The sequence below is a fragment of the Janthinobacterium pasteuri genome (genome assembly GCF_051380775.1).
GTDB lineage: Bacteria > Pseudomonadota > Gammaproteobacteria > Burkholderiales > Burkholderiaceae_D > Janthinobacterium.
In genome coordinates, this window is the sequence record NZ_JBNYXS010000011.1 from 124,711 (window position 1) to 145,675 (window position 20,965).

Sequence of the window (20,965 nt, forward strand, 5' to 3'; positions counted from 1 at the left end):
CTGGGTGGGCGCATGCAAGCCCGAGTGCCAGTCTGGCGGCAGGAGATTTACGCGTCTGTACGCGAACGAACGTTCAGCCTCAGGCTGCGCCGGGTCGTGCCGACGCCGCCCTGCGCCGCGTAACCGGTGTGACGGGCGCAATGGTCGAGCGCCTGGCGCAAGGCCGTATCGACATTACGCAATGACATGCCGTGCCGCTCGGCCACTTCCTGGCGGGTCAGCTCATCCACGCGCAGCGCTTCGAGCACTTGCCGGTGGCGCCGCGGCAACAAGTCGACAGCCTGCGCCAGCCGGCGCACGTCCGCCTGCAGTTCGGCCAGGCGTTCCGGCCCCGCCGCCGTATCGGCCAGGAAATCGACCAGGCCAGCGGCGCCATCCCCATCGCCCTCGTCCGCATACAGCCAGGCGCGGTTGCGGCGCAGGCTGTCCATGGCCGCATTGCACGCCACGCGGAACACATAGGCGACGGGGCTGTGCGCCAGCGCCGCGCCACCCCATGCCGTGCACGCGCCCAGGCGCAGCCAGGCGTCGTGCAGGCTGTCGCTGGCCAGCTCGGCGCAACCCAGGTGGCGCGTCAGGCGCCGGTGCAAGCCCCGGTAATTGCTTTCCAGCACAGCCTGCATCTGCCTGCCCTGCCCCGGCAACGACGCTGGCGCTGGCGCCATGTCGTTGGCCGCCCGCAGACGGGGCCGGATGGCGGGCCCGTACCAGGCCATGCCAGCCGCGCGCAAGGGCAAGGGTTCGGCCATGCGGGCCATCATGGCGACAACCTGCTGCGCTCTTGCGCCGTCAACTGGCGCGTGGCCGATTCCGGCAGCGGGCCCAGGCCCAGCACGCGCACGGCGCTGCGCGGGTTGTAGTCGGCTGCCTCGATGCGCGCGCCGTCCCGCGGCATCGCTTGCGCGCTGTCGGGCGGTGCGTCACTGCCAAAGCCCAGCACGCGCACCGTGAACACGGATGGCTGCGCCGAACGGGTGGCGGCGCGCTCGCGTTGCACCACCTCCTGCGCCGCCGCCGTGGCCTGCGTGGCGGCCGCGCTGGCATTCGTCATGGCGGCCACGTTCACGGACGCCACCGTCGGCATGCCCTTCGCTTCGCCCTTGACCTGGATGTTCGCCGCGTTCATCACCGTCAGCGCGGCCAGGTTGACGTTGCCCGAGACGCGGATGCCCGCCTCGCCAGCGTCGATGGTGCCCAGCGGCGCCAGCAAGTCCACGTCGCCGGCCGGCACTTCCGCGATCGGCGCCAGGGTGGCGATACCGGCGCCCGTGCTGGGCACGTCGGACGACAGGGTCACGTTGCCCCAGTTGTCATACACGCGCTTGGGCGGCGTGTAGACGATGGTCGACTTCGAACCGCGCCCCGCGTTGATGTCGCCCTGCGACGACCAGCCGAGGATATCGCCGCCAAACGTCGTCATGACGCGGCTCTGGCCCAGCAGGATGCTGCCGTGCGAGAACAGCTCGATATTGCCGCCTCCCTTGGTGATGACACCCGAGGTCGACGGCGGTGCTTCGCCTTCGATGCCGAACACCTGCTTGCCGCCCGGCGTCAGCAGCTCAATATCGCCGCCGAAGTTGGTATGCACGTAAGCGCTGCGGGGAACGATGCGGTCGTATTTTCCCGAGCCCGAGTTGAAGAGAGCAAACGTGCCTCGATACATGACGATGTCGCCAGCATAGGAAATTGCCTTGCCGCTGGCGTCCGTGGCCGGCGCCAGGCCCGCGATGGCGTTGCGGCTGCGCAGGAAGCTGCCATAGCGCGAACTGTCCGCATCGTTGTACTCGCGCCCGCCCGCCTTCAGTTCCGCAAAATACACATTGCGGGCGAACACGCGCTGTTGCGGCTCCGGCAATGCCAGGTAGTAGGCCAGCGCCTCGGCGGCCGTGCCCTTGAAACCGTAGCGCTCACCGAGCCAGCTCGCCAGTTCGCCCTCGTACGATTTCACCACCTTGCCTGCCTGGTCGGCCAGCGGCACACCCGTCTGCGCCACGTTCGCCGGGTCCAGATAGGGCTTGACGAAGCGCAAGTAGTCGAGACCGGCCGCGCCCACGCCCGCCTGCATGGCGATGCCGGCACCCGGACGCTTGTCGCCCGCCACGACGGGGCCGAGGCTGACGACGCTGCCCTTGTCCTGCATCAGGATATTGCGCCCGGCGCTGATATCGAGCGTGCCGGGGCCGGCCACGTTGAAGGAACTGTTCAGGATGTCGCGCCCGGCCGAGACCACTGATACGTCATATGCATTGTTGTGCACGAACAGATTGCTGAAATTCCTGAATCCGACGCCGCTACTGCCCGTGCCTTCGATGGCTTCCAGCTGCGCCGTGCCGCTGCCGACGATATCGCGCCCCGCCTTCATCCACACGGGTTGCCCGCCTTCATACCAGGTGACGCCCGCACGCCTGGCATCGTAAAATTCCAGGATGCGCCCGCTGTTCACGCCCACCAGGTCGCCCGTGACGGCATAGATGCGGGCCGCCTGCGTACCGCTGTTGGCGGGGCCGGCCGAGGAATTGGGGCCGAAGGCAAACAGCGGGAAGTTCCATTTCGTTGCCGGTGTCCCCGTGCTCGAGACATTCGCAGCCAGGGGATTGCTCACGTAAGGATTAATATCCCAGCCCGTGAAGCCTGGCTTGAACGGCGTCACCATGCTCTCGGCGGCGGCGCCGGACTGGCTGACGGCATAGCCGCCCGCGTAGATGGAATCACTGGCCAGCCATTGCAGCTGGGCGTTGGGCGACGGTGCCAGCAGCAAAGGATCCGCGTAGCCGGACGCGGCGCCCCAATCGACGATCGTCTTGCCATAGTACAGGCTGCCATTCGCGGCCGCGACCCGCACGATGGAGGGATAGACGATCGCCAGGTCGGTATCCGTGCCAACCGGGCCCGTCAGCGGCGTCATGTTGCCGCCGGCGGAAAACAGGTCGAGCGCCGTGCGCGGCGTCCACAGGCTGAACCAGCTGTAGCCGTAGCCCTGCTCGCCCGCCGCGCCGGTGAACGGCGTGGCATTGAACGGGGTCACGCGGCCGGGGTCGGCCACGTCCTGCAGCACCTGGTCGCCCATTGTTGCCACGCTGAACGTGGCGTCGCCAGGCACCAGGGTCATGCCGCCGCGCGCGGTGGCGCGCGTGGCGCGGAAAGCATCGTAGGCGCGCGCTTCGAGCGGCACGTGATCGGTTGCCTGGGTGCCGTATTGCAGCGCCAGGCTGCCCAATTGCGTGGCCGACGCTTCCACATGGCCGCGCAAATCGACCAGCGCGCCATTCAAGTGCTTGAGGTTTGCCATGCCGGCCGGATTGAGGGCGCCGCCCACGCGCAGGTCCAGGTCGCCGCCGCCGGTCTGCAGCAGGCTGCCATCGGCCAGCACGCGGCCCGTGCCGCCCACGGCCAACAGCAAGCCCTGCGACCTGGGATTGATGCTGCCGTTATACGTATTGCCAGTCAGCGGCGCCAGCACGCCAGCGTCGCCCGCCACCTCGGCGCGCACATTGCCGCCGCCCAGGGTACCGAAGCCCGTAAAGCCCAGTACGGTATCGGCCAGGGTATCGCGGCCCACATAGCTGCCGAAATTGATCCACCACGCTGTCGGCTGCGCCGCACCGCCCGTGGCCACGCCACCGCTGCCCTGGCGCCACAGCCAGTTGCCCACGGCCACCGAATCGGCCATGCCATCCTTGCTCACGGGACGCTGGTTGCTGGCGGCCGCCGCGTCGATCAGCGAGCCGCTCAAGTCGCCCGCCACCTGCAGCAGCACGTTGCCGCCCTGCGCGGGATACCAGGCGCGGTAAATACTCTCGGCGCCGCCGTCGACCAGGCGTTCATGCGCGCCATCAAGGTTGCCCAGCACCTTGCCGTCCGCATTGCGCGCGCGCGGCAAGTTATACGGGTCGCCTGCCGCCGTCGCCATGGACGACATGCCTGCCGTGTACACGCCATACAGGCTGTCCATGCGCAGGTCGCCGCCGCTGACCAGGTCCAGGTCGCCCGTGCCCGTGCGCAACACGCTGTAGCGCAGGCTGCTCGCCTTATAGTCAAACGTGGGGTTCGACGTGCCGCACCAGGTGGGGTTCTCCTCGCATACAGTTGGCCAGCCTATTGCCACGGGGTCGAGCAAGTCGCCCGCCTTCACGCCGGGGTCGGCAAACTCATCCGCGCCGACCTTGGTCCACACATACGCCACCTTCAGTACGCACATGGTCGGATCGCCAGCACAAAAGTCCACGATATTGGTACCGAAGTTGCTGAGGAACTCGTCGGTGATGATTTCACCGGCCACGATGCCCTCGATGCCCAGATCCGCAGCCGCCTGGCTCCAGTATTGCACACCCTTCGGCGGTACCAGCACGCCATACATGCCGTAATGGCTGTCGGCCAGGCGCAGGGTGCCGTGGGCGGGATGGGCCTGCACGCTGCGCGTGTCGGCCGCGTCCAGGTCGGCGCCGGCCACCAGGCGCATGCCCCACGACTGCGAACCCTCGGCCAGCATGGGCGCGATGGCCCACAGCTTGCCCTGGCTGCCCGCCACTTCCGGACGCAGCTGGATCGACTCCACATTGGGCAGCAGCTTGACGTCCGTACCGGACGGTATCAGCGCACCCACGGCCAGCGCCAGGCTGCCATTGAGTGCGAACACCGAGAGTTCGCCCGCCACGCCAGGCAGCGGCACGCCCTTGGGCCAGGTCATGGCGCGTACCTTGGCCGTTTGCGCCAGCACGCTGCCCGCATCGAGGCGCATGCCAGCTGTCAAGACCTGTGCCGTGGCCAGCAGGGTACCGGCCGCGTGGACGATATTGCCGGCGCCGTCGCGCACGGCGGCCGCCAGCACCGTACCCGCCGGCAAGGTGACGGCCTGGTCCAGGGTCACGGCCACGGGCAGGCGCGTATTCGCGCTCAGATGGAAGCCCTTGACGGGCAAGTCGTAATTGAGCGCGATGCCGCCCGGGAACAGCGTGCCATCGGCCACGGTCACGCCCTTGCCCGGCACGATGACATCGCTGCCGTTGATGTCGCGTCCCGGCAGCAAGATCCAGCCTTTGTCATCCTTGGTGGCGGGCGGCGGCGCGAAGCCGTCATTGATGCTGCCGTAGATGCTCAGGTCACCGCCGGCGCGCAGCAGCAGGCTGCCCACCTCGCCCGAACCGCGTACACCCGTCTGCTGGAAGCGCGGATTCAGGCTGGCGTAGCGCAGGCCCGACAAGTCCAGGTCGCCCTGCACCACCAGGTCGCCGTCCGGCGTCTTGCTGACGATATCGACGCCGGGACGCAAATGCAGCGCATCGGCATACGCGGCCGTCGTCAAGCCTGCCAGTTTGCCGTTGCGCAAGTTCGTATTGGCCAGCGCCGCATCGATGAAGGCCGTGCTGTCGGCATGCTTGCTGTCGAGGTAAGCCTGGTTGACCACCTGGTAGGGGCGACCGCTGACCGACAGGTCTTGCACCAGCACGCCATTGGCGTCGGCAACCATGGCGTAGGCGGCGTCGTCATAGCGCTGCATGGCGTTGACGGCGATGGATTTCGCGCCGCGCACGGTGAAACCGCCGCCTGCCGCGATGGCGATGTCGCCAAAGGTGGCGGCGTCAACGTCCGTGCGCGCGCCGCCGCTGCCCAGGCGCGGCGCGCTCAGTTCCAGCGTGCCGCGCGCCGCGCCATCGTGTTCGCCCTTGCCCTTGCCTGCCAAGGCCGCCGTGCCGTGGCGCACGTCGATCTGCGCGCCGCCGGCCAGGTCCAGCAAGCCCTCGCCCGCGTTCAGTTCCACCGTGGCCCGGTTCGGACTGTCGATGATCTTGCCATAGCTGTCGACGCGCAAGAGCGTGCCATGCGCGTCGAGCACGGCATTGCCGGCCAAGGTGACGCCGCGCTTGCCGGCCAGGCGGATGCTGCCCACGCGCTCGCCGCTGGCATCGATCACGCCTGCGACGGTGAGGCGGCCATTGTCGACGGACACCTGCACGTCGCCCGCCTTGAGTTCATTGCCGATGCTCAGGTCGCCCTGTTTCAGCTGGAAGCTGCGCCCGCCCGTCACCGCGCCTTCCGTGAGGCGCTTGTTCAGCGAGGCGAACTGGCTATCCAGCGTGCCGCCCGCACCCAGGGTTTGCGCACGCACCTCCACGCTGCCCTTCTTGTATGGCACGAAGGTACCGCCTGCATCATAGCTGCCGCTGGCGCCACCGAGTATCTTGCCTTGCAAATCGACCATGCCGGCCGCGCCGTCCAGCGCCACGGCCTTCAGGCTGCCGGCGCGATTGTTCTCGGCCGACAGGTCGATCACGCTGCCCGCAGCCTGGCGGATATCGCCGGCGCGGCTGTCCAGGGTCACGTCGCCGCCCCAGCTGTATTTATCCACGTCGAAGAAGCTGCTCTTGCGGCCCGCCATGTCGATGCGCGCGCCGTCGGCCACGCTGATGTCGTGCTGTGCATTGATGGTAAGCTTGCCACTCGGCAACACCACGGCCGTCGCCACGCTCACGCTCTCGCCGTTCAAGGCCAGCTGCGCGCCCAGCGCGGCGCTATTTTTGGCTGGAATCGCTGCCGCCGCGCCGGCCGGCGCCGTCACTGTGAGCGCACCGCCCGCCGTGTAACTGTGTGCGGAACCGGCCTCGCCCGTCAGCAGCGGCGTGCTGATGTTCAGCTTGGCCCCGCTGTACTGGAAACCCTTGCCTGCCTCGAACGCGCCCTGCGCCTGGTAGACGGACAGGCTACCCTTGTGGTTGGCCGTGACCTGGCCCGACGCTTTCAGGTTGACTGCGCCAAAACCCAGCGCCAGGCGGTCGAACGCGGCGACACCGGCCGGCTGCGTGAAAGGGCCGAAGCCGAAATCGATGCGTTCCGCTTCCAGGTTCAGGGTGCCGCTGCCCGTGCCGGCACCGCGCGCAATCACGTTGCCGGCCGGCGACAGGGCACCACCCCAGATCAGGTTTGCCGTGCGGATGGTGGCTACCGTACTGGCATCGCCCTGGCCATACATGGCCGGCGTGGTCAGCACCAGGCGCTCCAGCGTGGACTTGCCGCTGCTCTTGTCGTAGGTGTCGAGCACCACGTCGCCATAGAAATTGACGCTGTCGGCCGCACTTAGCACCAGCGCCTGCAGCGCCGGCGCGCCCGCGCTGGTGTCGCCCCGCAGCAGGCGGTCCAATACGCCCTGGTTCATGGCCAGGCCGCCGGAACGCGTGCCGCTGGCCTGGGCCGCCGCCAGCGCTTCGCTGCTGCCCATGTTGATGGCGCCCACGGCCAGGCCCAGGTTGCGCGTGCCGTAGCGCGCCGTGTCGTCCAGCGCAAAGCTGCCGTTGGTCGACAGCAGCAAGGTGCCTTCCGAGTACAGGCTCGCTGTACTGGTGCCGGCGCAAGCGTCGCCGCACATGCCGATGCGGATGCCGCCACGCGCCGAACCGCCGACCGGCGCCACATTCATCAAGCCGTTCGAAGCGGCCACCATATGCACGTCCGCGCGGCCCTTCTTGTAGATGAAGCCATCGTTGGCGTCATACGCCGCCTTGCCGCGCCCCAGGGTGTTGATACCGGCGCCGGCGGCGATATCGATCAAGCCATCGCCCAATTCGTAATTGCCAGGGTCCTGGGCCACCAGGAATACTTCGGGCGCCGACAGCACGGCCCCCGCCCGCAGGTAGATGGCGCGCGCCGAACTGGCGGCGAAGCTCACGTAGTTGCCGCCCTGGCCATACTCAACAGAAGGCGCATTGCCCAGCACCATGCGGGCAGCGCCGATATTGTTCAGGCTTGAGGCGCGCACGCTGACCTGCCCGGCGCCTTTGGTAGCGGGCGCGCCGTCGGCAAGGATTTCAATGTCGCCTTTGGCGGTATCGTTCGACATCAGCAGCACGGTGCCGCCGTAGCCGCCCTCGGCCGCGGCGAACTTGCCACTGCCCTGGAACAGGAACGTGTCCGGGCCGCCGCCCTGCGCCAGGGTCAGCTTGAGCGTCTTCGCGTCGGCTGGCAGCAGCGCGCGGGGAATGCCGCGCGTTTGCGCATCGGCCAGCGCGAACGCGGCATAGCCGGTTTCGTTGTACTGCGAATACGTGCGCAAGACCTTCGCCGGCGTGAGTATCAGCTGGCTGGCCAGCGGCGCGCGGATGTCCGTGCCGGCAATCGACAGGGTGCCGGGCGCGGCCCAGGAACCGTTACGCATCTGCTGCGCCAGCGTGCCGGCGCTGCCCTGGCCCGCCAGGCCGTTGAGTTCAACGCGGAAGGCGTCCGGCAGCAAGGCATAGGTCGACGGCATCAGGGTATAGGTGCCGGCGGGCAGACCCGGCACGCCGGCACCTAGCGTCACCTGCCGGCCGATGGCCGCATCGGTGCCGCCCGAAGGCGCCTGCGGCGCCTGCACGCCCGGCACGATGGCGTACACAGGGTTGCTCGCCAGTCCCGGCAAGACAAAACCACCATTCGCGCCCACCTGCACCAGCGGATGGTAGCGCGCGTCGGTCGAGCCGCCGCGGCCCGCGATGAAGCCGGCGCCCATCAGTTCGCCGCCGCCGGAAAGATCCAGCAGCGCACCCGGCCGCACGTCCACGGCCACGCCGGCCATGTCCACGCCGATGCGCAGGCCGCCCTGCGAATTGATGCCGCCCACGCCCATCAAGGTGGCCGGCTTGCCGTTGACGTTCCAGGTCTGGCCATCGACGGTGCCGCCATACGGCATGACCAGGCCGGCGCCGCTGACCGAGGTGATGCTGTTGGCCAGCAGATTGACGCTCAGGCTCTTGTCGTTATCATAGCGAGCCGCGCCGATCGCCAGGCGGCCCAGCGGCGCGCGCACCACGCCGCCCTGCTCGATGTGCGCGGCCTCCAGTTCCAGCGAGCCGAAGGCGGAATACGGCATGGCCGGTACGCTGTCGGTCGTGCGGGCGATGTTCAGGCTGTGCGCGGGATCGTAGCCAATCTTGCCATTGAGGTTGCCATAACCGGCCCGCACGGCGGCGCCGGCGCCCGTCTCCGGATACAGCTGGGCCGCGCTGAGGGTCATGTCGCCAGGCGTGGACAGCACTGTCGTCGCCTGGTTGCCATCCCAGCCCAGCGGGGACAGCAGGAAGCGCAGGTCGCCACGGCTGGTCAGGCGCACGTCGTCGGCCAGGATGGAGACGATACCGCGCACGTCGATCAGGTCGCCCGCGATGCTGACCGCGCTGGCCACCGGCGACGCTCCCGCGCTGCCCGGCGTGACATAGAAATCCTTGCCCGCCGGCTTGATGCTGGCCAGGCGCACATACGGCGCCGCGATGCTGACTTTCGCGCCGGGCTTGCTGCCGGGTGTCAGCACGGGCGCACCATACAGCTGGAAACTTTGCTGCAGGTGCAGCGACACGTCGCCATCGAAGGAGGCGGCGCCCAGCAGGGCCAGGTTGCCGAAGCCGCCCGCCTCCAATTGCTCCACGGAAAAACGCCCGTGGCCGTACTGCAGCGCCTGCGCCGCGTCCTGCGCACTGACGCCATCGGCCAAGTCGCTGGCAACCTTGCGCTGCGTCAACGCCAACTGGCGCCCCTGCAGCACCTTGTCCGTCGCCAGCGTTTTCAGGTAGACGGGGGTACCGCTGGCCACGGACAGGCTGCCGCCCGCCGCGCCCGTGCCGCCAGCCCGGGCCAGCAACTGGCCATCGAGGTACAAGCCATTGTTCGACGCCAGCGCGATGCTGCCGCCGGCGCTGGCTACGTCGATGGCGGCGCCGTTCACGTCGAGCACGGCGTGCGCGCCGGAAGCGTCGAGCACGGCGCCGTCGCGCACGACGACAAACAGACTGGCCGCCGACGTGCTGCCCTGCGCATGGTCGATATCTCCGCCGATGACGATGCTGCCGCCATCGACCACCTTGCCGTAGCGCCGGCCCTGCACGTCGGTGGCCGAGACGGCGCGTGACGCCACGTCGAGCACGGCGTTCTCGCCTATCCAGATGGAACGGCCATGGCCGGCCGCTTCCACCGCCTCGGACACATTCACGTCGACGTCCACGCCGCCCAGGCTGATCTTGCCGCCCCAGGCGTTCAGGCGCCCTTCCACCGTCAGCTGGCCCACGCTGGCCAGTTTGATGGACTGGCCCGCATCGACATTCACCACGGCATTCTTGCCCACCAGCAGTTCGGCGCTGGCCATGTCGGCCGCGCCGGACTGGATATCGCCCACCTGCAGGACCAGGCTGGCGCCTTTGCGCTGCGTCAAGGTACTCTTGACCGCGTTTTCCGTGTATTGATCCGGCGTCCACTGGACCAGTTTTTCATTGTCCACCACGCGCAGCACGGGCATGCGCACGTCGACCTGCGTGCCGTCCGCCACCGTCACGCCTTGCTTGCCGACCAGGCTGTAGCTGGAAAAACCCTTGTCAAAGAAGGCGCCGTCCAGCTGCAAGGTGCCGGCCGCAGGCTTGTCAGCTTGGCCAATGACAATCCTGTTAGCCTGCAGCTCCAGCTTGCCGCCGCCCTGCACGCCATGGCCGCGCACTTGCGCACCGTCGCCCAGCGCCAGGTCGGCCTTGGGCCCATAACTGGCCAGGGTCACATTGCCGCCCTTGCCGCCCTGCTGTTTCGCCTGCGCCAGGATGGCCGCACCGGAGCTGACGTCGATCAGGCTGCCGCTGCCGATGCGCACGTCGCCAACCGCGCGCAGGGACACGCTGCCGCCGTTCAGGTAAGGCAGGCCGGCGGCGGCCAGCGGGTCGCGCAGCACATTGGCCAGCAAGCCGCTGGTGTCCAGGGTCACGCCATCGGCTATCACCAGCTTGCCCAAAGGCGCGCCCGGATTGACCAGGGTATCGACCATGCCCAGCGCGCCGATCTGGTTCAGCACATTGCCGCCCGCAATGCTGCCGCCATGGCTGCGCAGGCTGGCGTTCACCGCCACGTCCTTGCCGAACAGGGTGATATTGCCGCCGTCGGCCACCTGCAGCGCGCCGTCGACCGTGATCGATCCTGTCGCGGCGATGCGGATGGCGCCCAGTTGCAGCTCATTGAGCAAGCTGGTATCGAGCAGCAGCTTGCCCTGGCGCTCTGGTGCCAGCGCGCCTGCCACGTCGAGGCCGGCGGCGATGCCGTCCTGCACGCGCGTCAGGCGCACCTGGTCCATGACGGCCGACAGCACATGCTGCAGCACGCCCGTGCGCTTGTCGAACATCGGCTGATATTGGCCCACGATCAGCTGGCCCCGCTGCGCGGCCGCCAGCTGCGACTGCTGGTAACCGTCGAGCAGGGCTTGTGGCGCCTGCGTCTGGCGCTCGCCCTGGAAGACGTCGCCCGCAATCCCACCCTCCAGTACGGCCGAGCCGGTGGCGATCACCAGCTTGCCCGCGTCGCGGCCCACCGTGTAGCCGTTTTCCAGGCGCTGTTGCGCGGCGATCAGGGGATTGGCGTAGAAGGCGCTGGCCTCCTTGCCCCAGCGCGCGTGTTCTTCCTCGTAACCCTTGTACACGCCAAGGTAAGCCAGGTCGGCGGGCGCGCTGCCCGCGTCATACAGCTTGCCGTCCGCGCCTTTCAGCCAGGTCTGGCGCAGCGCGCCCGTCTGCACGTCCAGGGTGCCACCCGACAGATTGATGCCGGAGCCAGCCTGCGTGACGACATCCTTGCCGCCGAAGGTCACGGTACCACCCTGCGCCATCCATTCGCTGACGGAATGGCCTTGCGTGCCCAGGTAGCCGGCTACTTCCAGCAAGCCGCCCGCCGTGTACCAGCGATCGCTGTCGTAGCCGTTCGTGCCCTTCGGGACGAACACCAGTTTGCGGCGGTCGACCCAGATATTGCTGTTGATCAAGGCCTTGCCGTCGCGGTTGACGGGCGCATCGCGCTGCTCGCTGCCCTGCACATTGATCTCGACATTGTTCGCCGCCATCGCCACCTTGACGCCCACGGCGCCGGAGACGTCGAGCTGCGCTCCATCGCGCACGAGGCTGCGGCTGCTGGCATTGACGGCGATCTGGCCCCCCGTGGCCAGGGTCAGGGAATCGCCGAGAAATTCCACCGTGCCGGCGCTGCCGATCTCGATGCGCGACTGGTCGCGGCGGTCGTTGACGGCGACAATATTGTCCGTGGACGTCACGACCGGGCCGCGCATGGCGTCGCGCTGGCTGTCGAGCGCCGTGGTCTTGCCATCGTCCTCGACCAGGATGGCCGTGGTGGCGCCCCGTCCCACGGTGACAGCCGCGTCGCTGCCCAGCGCGTTCAGGTGAATGGTGCCGCGCGTGGCCGTGGTGGTGGACGCGAGCAGCACGCCGTCCTGCTGCACCGTGCGCCCGGCCAGGGTGATGTTGCCTTCGCGCGCCTGGATCAGGCCCGTGTTGACGACCTTGCCCGCCGTGCTGCCAGCCGCGAACTGCGGCGTGACTTCGCTGCCGCGCGTGGTCGACAACGGGTTGCCATCCGTGCCCACGCCTTTTTTAATGGCAAAACTGTCGCCCGCGGCCAGCAGGGCCTGCCCCTTGGGCGTGCTGATTTCGCCCCCGTTGTGCACCTCTTTACCCAGCAGCATTACGTAACCACCGCCTTCCGTGCTGCCCTTGGGCGCATTGCTGGCGATGCGCGCGCCCGCCTGCACCTGCACCTTGCCGGCCGCATCGGTAAACGTCGTGCCGCCGGCCGTGCCGGGGCTGTAGATGCCGTTTTTCTGGAATTGTGTGTCGCTGATGCGGGCCGCGGCGGCCACCAGGCTGCGCGTATCGACCTGGCTCGTGCCGGTAAACACGATGCCGTTGCGGTTGACGAGCAGCACCGTGCCATCGGCCTTGATCTGGCCCTGAATCTGGCTGGGACGTGCTTGCGGATCGTTGACCCGGTTCAATACGGCCCAGTCTTTTTGCTGCTGGAAGGTCAGGGTCGTGTCCTTGCCAACGTTAAACGTTTCCCAGTTCAGGATGGCCTTGTCCGCCGTCTGCTGCACTACCACGGCCGTCTTGCCGTTCGCCACTGTCTGCACGGGCGCCTGGGCATTCAGCCATCCTGCCGTCAGGCTGTTGGTGTCGACCTGCAAGCCACCCTGCGCAAGGCCATTTGGCGCGCTGGCGCCGCTGACGGCTTGCTGGCGCGCCTGCGCCTGCGATGCTTGCTGCGCGGCGATGGCGCGCGCGGCCAGGTTCAGGTTGTTGATCGAGCGCTGCAGTTGCTGATTAGCCTGCTGTTGCTGGCCCTCGGGCCGGCTGCCCAGCGGCAGCGGCTGGCCATTCGGCAGGCGGCCCGAGCTGGCCGCCGTATTTTGCGCCGCGCCCTTGGCCGCGAACCAGCCGCCGCTGAATGCCTGCTGCGCGCGCGCCGGCGTAGTGAAGGCGCCCGCCATCAGCATGGTGGTCAGTGCGTAAGCGAGCGGCGTGAGCCGCAAGCGGCTGCCCAGCGTGGAGGACCGCTGCGCGCCCGTGTCAACGTTTGGGACTGGGCGCTGGGCAGTGTGAAGCTTGGTCATGGCAATGGTTTCCTGGCTAGAGAGTAGGGAACGGAGCCTGGCGGTGGCGCAGGCATCCATGCCTCCATGACGTAGCTCGATGGCGGAAGGGATAATGTTTTTTGAAAAATATTTTTGGCCAGCCCCCGCGAAGAAATCCGGAATCAGCTCAGTAAGACGATGCCACCTGGCAAGCTGGTCATTTGCGCCCCATACAGGTCGCGTATCATCGCCAGCGCGCCATCGGTTTGCCCGATGGAAAAACGCATGCGCACCAGGCGGCGACCCAGTTCGGGATTGCGTAGCAGCACCCGGCCCGGACGGTAGCGGTTGATTTCATCGACCACGTCAGCCAGCGGCTTGCCGACAAACGATAGCGCGCCCGTGCGCCAGGCGCTCGCTTCTCCCTTTGGTGCGGCCGTGGCAGCCTGCGCGACCTGATCGTCATACACCAATTGCTGCCCTGCATCGAGGGTCTGGCGGCGCTGCTGCCAGAGCACGTCCACGGCGCCCGCCAGGCAGGTGACGCAGACGGCGTCGTCCGTGTGGCGCACATTGAAGCGGGCCGACTGCGCCAGCAAGCGCCCTGCCCCCGCCAGCACCGTCACGGGCTGGCGCGCGCCGCTGGCGAGGATTTCCGCCTCGCCGCCCAGCAGTTCGATCGCTTCGGGCGCCCGCACATTGATGCGCGTCTGCGTATTCATTTGTACCGTCATCTGCTGTGACAGCGCCACTTGCCGCTGCTCGCCCGTGCCCGTGCGATAGTCGGCGCTTAACTCTTGCAGCGACGGCCAGGCGCCCAGCGGCGGACGCAAGGCCAGCACGGCCACGCCGGCCGCTAGCGCACCGCCGAGAAAAGCCCGCCGTCCCGGCCTGGGGGGGAACGCCAGCACGTTCGCCCGCTGTGGCGCAGCGGCGGCGCGGCTCAAGGCGGGGGGTAGCGCCTGCCACAGCTGTTGCAGTTCGCGCCAGGCGCGCGCATGCGCGGGGCTGCGTGCGCACCAGGCGCGCAAGGCGTCGGCGTCGGCTTGCGTAAAATCGTCGGAACGCAGCCGTACCCACCAGGCAGCGGCTTGCTGGCCGATGGCAGCATCGCCGTCGGCAGTATCGAAAGTGTCGCGTGGATCGCGGTCAGGAGCAGTCATGAGATTCATCAATATTTACGGCGGCCCGACACATCGCTGCGCTGGGCGGCCTCGGCGTCGGCCATGCACGTTTTACAGTGTTGCATGGCGGCCTGCAATTCTTTCTTCACCATCGCCACCGAAATGCCGAAGCGCTCGGCGATCTCCGCGTTGAGCATGCCGTCGATGCGCGCCGCCGTCAGGATGGCGCGGCGGCGCGGCGACAGGCCCGCCAGCGCCACGTCGAGCGCCTGCACGTCGAGCCGCGCCGAGACGATGCGCGCCGGGTCGCTGATGTCGTCCCCGGCCTCGTCAGCCATATGCATCAGCTCTTCGCGCTCGCGCTCGGTGACGATGATGCGGTCGCGGCGGTAGGCATCGGTGGCGATATTGGCCGCCATGCGCAGCAGATAGGCGTCGGGGTTGTGGACGGGCGCCGCGGCGGGGCCAGGCGCCACCATCGCTTCGAGGCGTAGCCAGGTTTCCTGCAGCGCATCGGCCGCACTGTGCTTGCAGCCGACCACCCTTTCGAGGCGCCAGCGCAGCACGGCGTAGCGCGAACTGAGATGGCGTTTCAGCTTGGTGCGCAGGTCGGGCATGCTCATGGGATAGCCCTGCCCGGCGCACTGGCGGCGCAATCGACTTCGCTGCCCGGCCCTTGCGGCAGCAACAGGATGGAGACGGGCTGCGGCATCGACGGCAGCGGCGGCGCGCCCACGCGCATGCCCAGCACCACGCGCGCGATGGCCGTGTCGCGCGCGCGCAAGCCAGTGCTGTCGAGCAGGTGCACGCGGTCCACCACGCCGGCGCGGTTCAAATACAGCTGCAGCGCCAGGCGGTAGCCGCCGGGACGCGTCTGCGCCGCGCGGCATAGCAGCCCCAGCAAAACGTGCTGCAAGCGGCTCACATAGGCCGCATGGTCGCCGCCGCCCTGCGTGGCGCCGGGGATGTCGGCGGCGGCCACGACGGCGGCCTGCGGCAGGTCCGCTGCCGCTGCAGCCGGAGTGCCAGCCGGGGCATACACGATGACGGCTTGCGCGTCGGACAGGCGCGATTGCAGGCCCGTGCCTTCCAGCAAGGCTTGCAGGGCCGCGCCCGCTGCATACGCGCCGCGCACGGCGGCCGACTGGCGCTGCGCGTAGCGCTGATCCATCAGCACGGCGATGCCCGTGCGGCGGCTGTACAGGTCGAGCGCATCGCCAAGGTTTTGCGCGGCAATATCGAATTGCAGCACGGGCCCCTCGGCCGGCTGGGCCCGCGCCGGCCCCACCGCGGTCAGGAAACCCAGCAGCACCAGGTATCCCGCCAGCGCAAGCACATGGACGGATGCCGGGCTGCCTGTCATATCGCTATCGTGTCGCTATCGTCTGAGGGTGGAACTGCGTGGAAATGGGGTATTGCCAAGTAATAATTCTTGCGTCAACTGCAATAGCCTACACAGCAAACATGACGGCTTCGTGACATCCTTGCCATCCATATATTTCGCCATGCGGGACGTCTGGTGCGGCAACTATTTCGGCTACACTGGCTGTTACTTTCCCTTTCTGACGCCTGATGATCGAAAAGAATCTGCCCGAGCTGGTCATGCTGAAGCGCCTCATCGACGAGGGCGGCAACCACCTGGAAGTGGCCGCGCCCTGCAGCATCGCCATGGATGGGCGCGAATTCCCCGTGTACTCCATCGCCTTGGGCAATCCTGGCCCCGACGTGCCCGTGCTGGGTTTTTTCGGCGGCATCCACGGCCTCGAACGCATCGGCACGCAAGTGCTCCTGTCTTTCCTGGAAAGCCTGATCGCCCGCCTGCGCTGGGACGCCACCCTGCACCAGCAGCTGGAAAGCATGCGCCTCGTGTTCATGCCGCTGGTCAACCCGGGCGGCATGTGGCAAGCCACGCGCTGCAACCCGCGCGGCGTGGACCTGATGCGCAACGCACCGCTGAGCGCACGCGAAAAAGTGCCATTCATGCTGGGCGGACAGCGCTACAGCGCCCGCCTGCCCTGGTACCGGGGCGCAGCCGATGCGCCGATGGAGCGGGAAAGCCAGGCCGTGTGCGACCTGGTCGAGCGCGAGCTGCTGTCACGCCAGTTCAGCATCGCCCTCGATTGCCATTCCGGCTTCGGCTTGCGCGACCGCATCTGGTTTCCCCATGCGCATACCAAGGTGCCAATCGAGCACCTGGCCGAGATCGGCGCGCTGGAAGAGCTGTTCAGCCAGAGCTACCCCAACCACAACTATGTGTTCGAGCCGCAAAGCCGGCAATACCGCACGCATGGCGACCTGTGGGATTATTTGTATCTGAACGGCACCAGCTACAGCGGGCGCGTGTTCCTGCCGCTGACCCTGGAAATGGGCTCGTGGCTGTGGGTCAAGAAAAACCCGCGCCAGCTATTCAACCGGGTCAGCATCTTCAACCCCACGGCCGCGCACCGCTTGCAGCGCGTGCTGCGGCGGCACCTGGTATGGTTCGATTTCCTCATGCGCGCCGCCAGCAGCCACGGCCGCTGGATGCCGGAAGGCTTGCTGCGCAAGGCGCAGCGCCGGCGCGCGCTGGCGCAATGGTATGAGTCATGACGCGGCCCACCTGGATTTTATTGCGCGGCCTGATGCGCGAACAGCGCCACTGGGGTGACTTCCCTGCCACCCTGGCGCGCGCCCTGCCCGGCGCCCACATTGTCACGCCCGACTTGCCGGGCAATGGCACGCGCCACGCGCAGGACAGCGCCACCCGTGTGGCAGACATGGTGACAGCCTGCCGCCAGGACCTGGCGGCGCGGGGCATTGCAGCACCGTACCACTTGCTGGCCCTGTCGCTGGGTGGCATGGTGGCCGTGGAATGGGCCAGCCGCTACCCGCAGGAAATCACCCGCTGCGTGCTGCTCAACACCAGCATGCGGCCGTTCAATCCGTTTTACCGGCGCCTGCGCTGGCAAAACTACGGCGCCCTGCTGCGCCAGCTGCTGCTGGGCGACCAGCGCAGCCAGGAAGCGTTGATCTTGCGCCTGACGAGCCGCCGGCATGCACAGGGCAACCCCGCCCTGCTGGCCGACTGGTGTGCATATCAGCAAGAATATCCCGTCAGCCGCCGCAACGCGCTGCGCCAGTTGCTGTCGGCCGCCCGCTACCGCGCCCCACTCATCCGCCCCGCCATGCCCGTGCTGGTCATGGCCGGCGCGCAAGACCAGCTGGTCGACCACCGCTGCTCGCAGCAGCTGGCGCGCGCCTGGCAGGCCGATTGTCTGATCCACCGCGACGCGGGGCACGACTTGCCGCTGGACGAGGGGGAATGGGTGGCGCAATCGGTGGCGCGCTGGCTGGGGGTGGACGCGGCAGAGCATGACAAGACAATCACGACACAATCATTATGCCAATAGCAAACCTGACAGACCATACAGAGCAACTGACAGCGCTGGTAGAGGCTGGCGTACAGGAACACATTTTTCCAGGCGCGGCCTGGGCCGTGGGCAGCGTCCACCACAGCGTGGCGGGCGCGGCCGGACGGCTAACGCCCGAGGCCGCCAGTGCCGCGATGCGAGTCGACACTTTGTTCGACATCGCTTCGCTGACCAAGATTATCGGCGTGTGGTCGCTGATGGGCTGGCTGGTACGCGAAAATCGCCTGCGCCTGGACAGCCGCCTGGCCGACGTGCTGCCCGGCACGGCAGGATACGCGCTGGCACCCGTCACCATTTTCCAGCTACTCACCCATACGGCCGGCTTGCCGCTGCGCGCACGCCTGCGCGCCAGCTATGGCGAGGTGTACGACGATATCGTACGCGGCGTACTGCGCGAGCCGCTGGAAGGCATACCAGGTCAAGCTGTCGAATACACGGACCGCGCGGCCCTGATCCTCGGCCTGGTCATCGAGCGGCTGCTGGGCCTGCCACTGGACCATGCGCTTGAAGAACACATTTTGCGACCACTGGGCATGGCCGCCACGGGCTTTGGCCCGCTGGCACCTGCACATGGCAAGCAGGTCGCGCCCACCGAGTATTGCGAGCAGGCGGGCGCACACCTTTCCGGCGTGACACATGATTTCTCGACCCGGCTGCTGGGCGGCGTGTGCGGCATCTCCGGGCTGTTTTCAAACGTACCCGACCTGCAGCGCCTCCTGCGGGCGATGCTGGCGCCTGACCTGCATGGCGATGTATTTGATGCCGACTGGGTGCATACCTCGCTGACGGTGCAGACCGGTGCCCTGACTCCGTCGCGCGGCTTGTTCTGGCACCCGGCGGCAGGCACAGGGCCGCAAGACGACGTCTGGTGCCACCTGGGTTTCACCGGCACGGCCATGTGGCTCAGCCCCCGGCGCGGCCGCTATGCGGTGCTGCTGACGAACAAGCTATATTACACGCGCGATTTCGCCAGGATCAACGCGCTGCGGGGCGACTTCATGCGCTGCGCGTTTGATCTCTGAGTCTTACAGCCGCAAGCTCATAACGATGGCCAGCAGCAGCGCGCCGGCCGCAGCCAATAGTGCACTATTAAAACTGTGCGACTGCGCATACAGGTTGCCCGCCAGCACGGGGCCGATGATCTGGCCCACGCCATACACCACCGTCATGATGGCCATCATATTTGTTCCTGCCTTGACGGCTGCCCGCTGCGCGGCCGGCATGGCGATGGTCACCGTGCCGACAAACGTGCCGCCGACGAGGATGGCGCTGAGCAGATAGCCGGTGGCCGAGGGCGCCAGCACGGGCAAAGCCACGCCCAGCGCCTGCAGCAGCAAGTTCAGCCTGAGTGCCTGACGCGTGCCCAGGCGCTCGTGCAGCCGGTGCCACAGGAAACACGACGGCACCGCGCCCAGGCCGAACACGGCCCACACATGGGCGGAATTGAGCCCGGGCAAGGCAGCGCCCACCAGCACGGGCAAATACGTGGCCGTGACGATGTAACCGAGTCCCGCCAGTCCGTAGATCAGCACCAGCGGCCACGGCGCCACCGGCACCAAGGTCAATGCAACGGCATGCGGCGGCGCGTCCAGCGTCGCCTGGCCGCTCGCGGCGATGGCGGGCGCGGCCGCCAGCCCCAGCAGCACGGTGACGCCGGACAGCAGCAGCCACATGCCGGCGCTGTGCCAGCCCAGGTGCGATGCCAGCACCAGCAATTCGGCCGACACGGCGATGCCCGCGCCCACGCCCGCATACAGCAGCGGCGCACCGCGACCATGCCGGCGCTGTTCCAGCAGCCACAGCGAGGCGGCCACCATGGCCAGGGCGCTGAAAACGCCCGCCACGCACCGCACCGTCACGATGAGCCAGACCGGCATAGTCAAGGCCAGCACGCCAAGGCATAGCGCCGTACCGGCCACCGACCACAGGCACAGCCGGTGCGCGCTGTGAGCGCGCGCGCGCATGGCCAGGATGGCGCCCAGCAAATAACCGGCATAGTTGGCCGAGGCGGCCAGGCTGCCATCGCGCAAGCTCAAGACGCCTTCGCCGAGCATATGCGGGTAGATGGCCGTGAAGGCGAAGCGGCCGAAGCCCATGCCGATGGCGAGGATGGCCGCTGCGGCGATGGCTGCACGCAGCCTGGCCGGCGCGCTCACGGCGCCACCTCGCGTAGCTGCGCCAGCAAGTGTTGAAAGGCGGGCACGTCGAATCCCGCACGCCACACCAGCAAGGTGTCGACTTGTCCTGCGGACAGCATTTTCAAGGTGGCCGGCGCCTCGGACAGCGCCAGCACGCTGGCCGGCAGCAGGGTCACGCAGGCGCCGGCCGCCACGCAAGCGATCATGGTGTGATACGAACTCATTTCCTGCACCCGCCACTGCGTGCTGCCGGCCACGCCCAGCAACTCTTCGGCGATGCCGCGGTAAGTGCAGCCCTGCGGAAACGCCGCCAGCGAGCGCGTGCGCACTTCAGCGGCGCGTTGCGCCTGCGCTTCGCTGGCCGGCAGCAGCAAACACAGTTCCTCGCGCCACACGGCTGTCGAAGCCAGGCCCAGCTCCGCCAAGGCAGCGGCGCCGCCGAACGATGGCGGCAAGGCGACGAAAGCACAGTCGAGCAAGCCGGTGCGCACCTGCTCGATCAGGGGGCGCGATGGCCCCGTGTTCAGCGCCAGCCGCGTCGCCGGATACCGGGCGTGATACGCGGCCAGCAACGCCGGCAGGCGGCTGGCCGCCGTACTTTCCATGCTGCCGATGCGCAAGGTGCCACCTTCGCGCCCGCCCGTGACGACATGCCTGGCCTCTTCCGCCAGCGCCAGCAGACGTTGCGCATACTCGAGAAAGCGCTCGCCGGCCGCCGTCAGGGCCATGCGCTTGTTCGTGCGCACGAACAGTGCGGCGCCAATATCGGCTTCCAACTGCTGGATGCGCGTGGTGACGCTGGAAGGCGCGCGGCCCAGCCTGGCTGCGGCCTGGGTGACGCTCAGTTCACTGGCTACGGCACAAAAAATCGTCAATGACTGCATATCCATCATGTTCTTTCATGCGAAATGATTGTGCTATTATATTCTCAAAATACGAATA

Annotated in this window: 10 protein-coding genes; 3 read left to right on the forward strand and 7 right to left on the reverse strand. The window is 67.7% G+C overall.

Going from position 1 to position 20,965, the window contains the following annotated elements; all coding sequences use genetic code 11:
• Positions 1–47 precede the first annotated feature (47 nt).
• The 5 genes from ACQ4WN_RS13445 to ACQ4WN_RS13465 form a co-directional block, all read right to left on the reverse strand.
• The gene (locus tag ACQ4WN_RS13445) at positions 48–761 is read right to left on the reverse strand and encodes a sigma-70 family RNA polymerase sigma factor (protein ID WP_436552000.1); all 714 of its coding nucleotides are present in this window, start codon (positions 759–761) and stop codon (positions 48–50) included.
• Positions 758–13,390, reverse strand: a complete 12,633-nt coding sequence (locus ACQ4WN_RS13450) for a filamentous hemagglutinin family protein (protein WP_436552001.1) — start codon at positions 13,388–13,390, stop codon at positions 758–760. Before ACQ4WN_RS13450 ends, ACQ4WN_RS13445 begins: the two co-directional genes overlap by 4 nt.
• A 143-nt stretch (positions 13,391–13,533) precedes the next feature.
• The gene (locus ACQ4WN_RS13455) at positions 13,534–14,514 is read right to left on the reverse strand and encodes a FecR family protein (protein ID WP_436552002.1); all 981 of its coding nucleotides are present in this window, start codon (positions 14,512–14,514) and stop codon (positions 13,534–13,536) included.
• A gap of 8 nt (positions 14,515–14,522) precedes the next feature.
• On the reverse strand, positions 14,523–15,098 hold the full coding sequence (locus ACQ4WN_RS13460; RefSeq protein ID WP_436552003.1) for an RNA polymerase sigma factor: 576 nt from the start codon (positions 15,096–15,098) through the stop codon (positions 14,523–14,525).
• Positions 15,095–15,838 carry a hypothetical protein gene (locus ACQ4WN_RS13465; protein ID WP_436552004.1) on the reverse strand — a complete coding sequence of 248 codons (744 nt, stop codon included), beginning with the start codon at positions 15,836–15,838 and terminating at the stop codon, positions 15,095–15,097. Before ACQ4WN_RS13465 ends, ACQ4WN_RS13460 begins: the two co-directional genes overlap by 4 nt.
• Positions 15,839–16,047: 209 nt before the next feature.
• Between ACQ4WN_RS13465 and ACQ4WN_RS13470 the strand changes: the two genes are divergently transcribed.
• The 3 genes from ACQ4WN_RS13470 to ACQ4WN_RS13480 are packed head-to-tail and all read left to right on the forward strand — an operon-like array spanning position 16,048 to position 18,907.
• A complete protein-coding gene (locus ACQ4WN_RS13470; protein ID WP_436552005.1) occupies positions 16,048–17,064 on the forward strand; it encodes a M14 family zinc carboxypeptidase in 1,017 nt (338 codons plus the stop codon).
• Complete coding sequence (locus ACQ4WN_RS13475; protein WP_436552006.1) at positions 17,061–17,864, forward strand: alpha/beta fold hydrolase; 804 nt, start codon at positions 17,061–17,063, stop codon at positions 17,862–17,864. Before ACQ4WN_RS13470 ends, ACQ4WN_RS13475 begins: the two co-directional genes overlap by 4 nt.
• Positions 17,855–18,907, forward strand: coding sequence for a serine hydrolase domain-containing protein (locus tag ACQ4WN_RS13480; RefSeq protein ID WP_436552007.1), 1,053 nt, complete (start codon positions 17,855–17,857; stop codon positions 18,905–18,907). The genes ACQ4WN_RS13475 and ACQ4WN_RS13480 overlap by 10 nt, the downstream gene beginning before the upstream one ends.
• 3 nt (positions 18,908–18,910) lie before the next feature.
• Here the strand turns inward: ACQ4WN_RS13480 and ACQ4WN_RS13485 are convergent, their stop codons facing one another.
• Positions 18,911–20,041, reverse strand: coding sequence for a YbfB/YjiJ family MFS transporter (locus ACQ4WN_RS13485; protein WP_436552008.1), 1,131 nt, complete (start codon positions 20,039–20,041; stop codon positions 18,911–18,913).
• Complete coding sequence (locus ACQ4WN_RS13490; RefSeq protein WP_436552039.1) at positions 20,038–20,913, reverse strand: LysR family transcriptional regulator; 876 nt, start codon at positions 20,911–20,913, stop codon at positions 20,038–20,040. The genes ACQ4WN_RS13485 and ACQ4WN_RS13490 overlap by 4 nt, the downstream gene beginning before the upstream one ends.
• Positions 20,914–20,965 lie beyond the last annotated feature (52 nt).

Bases quoted from the DNA above. Each gene is read 5' to 3' on its own strand.
- ACQ4WN_RS13445 (WP_436552000.1), bottom strand. From the start codon at position 761: ATGATGGCCCGCATGGCCGAACCCTTGCCCTTGCGCGCGGCTGGCATG.
- ACQ4WN_RS13450 (WP_436552001.1), bottom strand. From the start codon at position 13,390: ATGACCAAGCTTCACACTGCCCAGCGCCCAGTCCCAAACGTTGACACG.
- ACQ4WN_RS13455 (WP_436552002.1), bottom strand. From the start codon at position 14,514: ATGACTGCTCCTGACCGCGATCCACGCGACACTTTCGATACTGCCGAC.
- ACQ4WN_RS13460 (WP_436552003.1), bottom strand. From the start codon at position 15,098: ATGAGCATGCCCGACCTGCGCACCAAGCTGAAACGCCATCTCAGTTCG.
- ACQ4WN_RS13465 (WP_436552004.1), bottom strand. From the start codon at position 15,838: ATGACAGGCAGCCCGGCATCCGTCCATGTGCTTGCGCTGGCGGGATAC.
- ACQ4WN_RS13470 (WP_436552005.1), top strand. From the start codon at position 16,048: ATGATCGAAAAGAATCTGCCCGAGCTGGTCATGCTGAAGCGCCTCATC.
- ACQ4WN_RS13475 (WP_436552006.1), top strand. From the start codon at position 17,061: ATGACGCGGCCCACCTGGATTTTATTGCGCGGCCTGATGCGCGAACAG.
- ACQ4WN_RS13480 (WP_436552007.1), top strand. From the start codon at position 17,855: ATGCCAATAGCAAACCTGACAGACCATACAGAGCAACTGACAGCGCTG.
- ACQ4WN_RS13490 (WP_436552039.1), bottom strand. From the start codon at position 20,913: ATGGATATGCAGTCATTGACGATTTTTTGTGCCGTAGCCAGTGAACTG.